At 48.6% G+C, this 601-nt stretch carries 1 protein-coding gene; it reads left to right on the plus strand.

From position 1 onward, the window contains the following. A partial coding sequence (locus tag ACFSKO_RS21050; RefSeq protein WP_380255436.1) for a GTP-binding protein occupies positions 1-601 on the plus strand: 601 nt, incomplete at both ends.

Here is a 601-nt window from a genome sequence, read left to right on the forward strand (position 1 = left end):
TTTCGCAGATATTGACAAAGCACCAGAAGAGCGTGCGCGTGGTATCACGATTTCTACAGCTCACGTTGAGTATGAAACAGAAGCACGTCACTATGCGCACGTTGATTGCCCAGGTCACGCTGACTATGTTAAGAACATGATCACTGGTGCTGCTCAGATGGATGGCGCGATCTTGGTTGTTAACGCAGCTGATGGTCCAATGCCACAAACACGTGAGCACATCCTTCTTGCACGTCAGGTTGGTGTTCCGGCACTTGTTGTTTTCTTGAACAAGGTTGATCAGGTTGATGACGAAGAGCTTTTAGAGCTCGTTGAAATGGAAATTCGTGAGCTTCTATCTTCTTACGACTTCCCGGGCGACGATATTCCAATCGTATCTGGTTCTGCCCTTGCAGCGCTTGAAGGTCGTGACGATGAAATCGGCAAGAATAAGATTCTTGAGCTGATGAAGGCCGTTGATGAAGCGATCCCACAGCCAGAGCGTCCAGTTGACCAAGCCTTCTTGATGCCTATCGAAGATGTGTTCTCAATTTCCGGTCGTGGTACAGTTGTTACCGGCCGTGTTGAGACCGGTATCGTTAAAGTTGGTGAAGAGATCGAG

Origin of the sequence: Kiloniella antarctica (assembly GCF_042682825.1) — a bacterium.
GTDB classification, from domain to species: domain Bacteria; phylum Pseudomonadota; class Alphaproteobacteria; order Kiloniellales; family Kiloniellaceae; genus Kiloniella; species Kiloniella antarctica.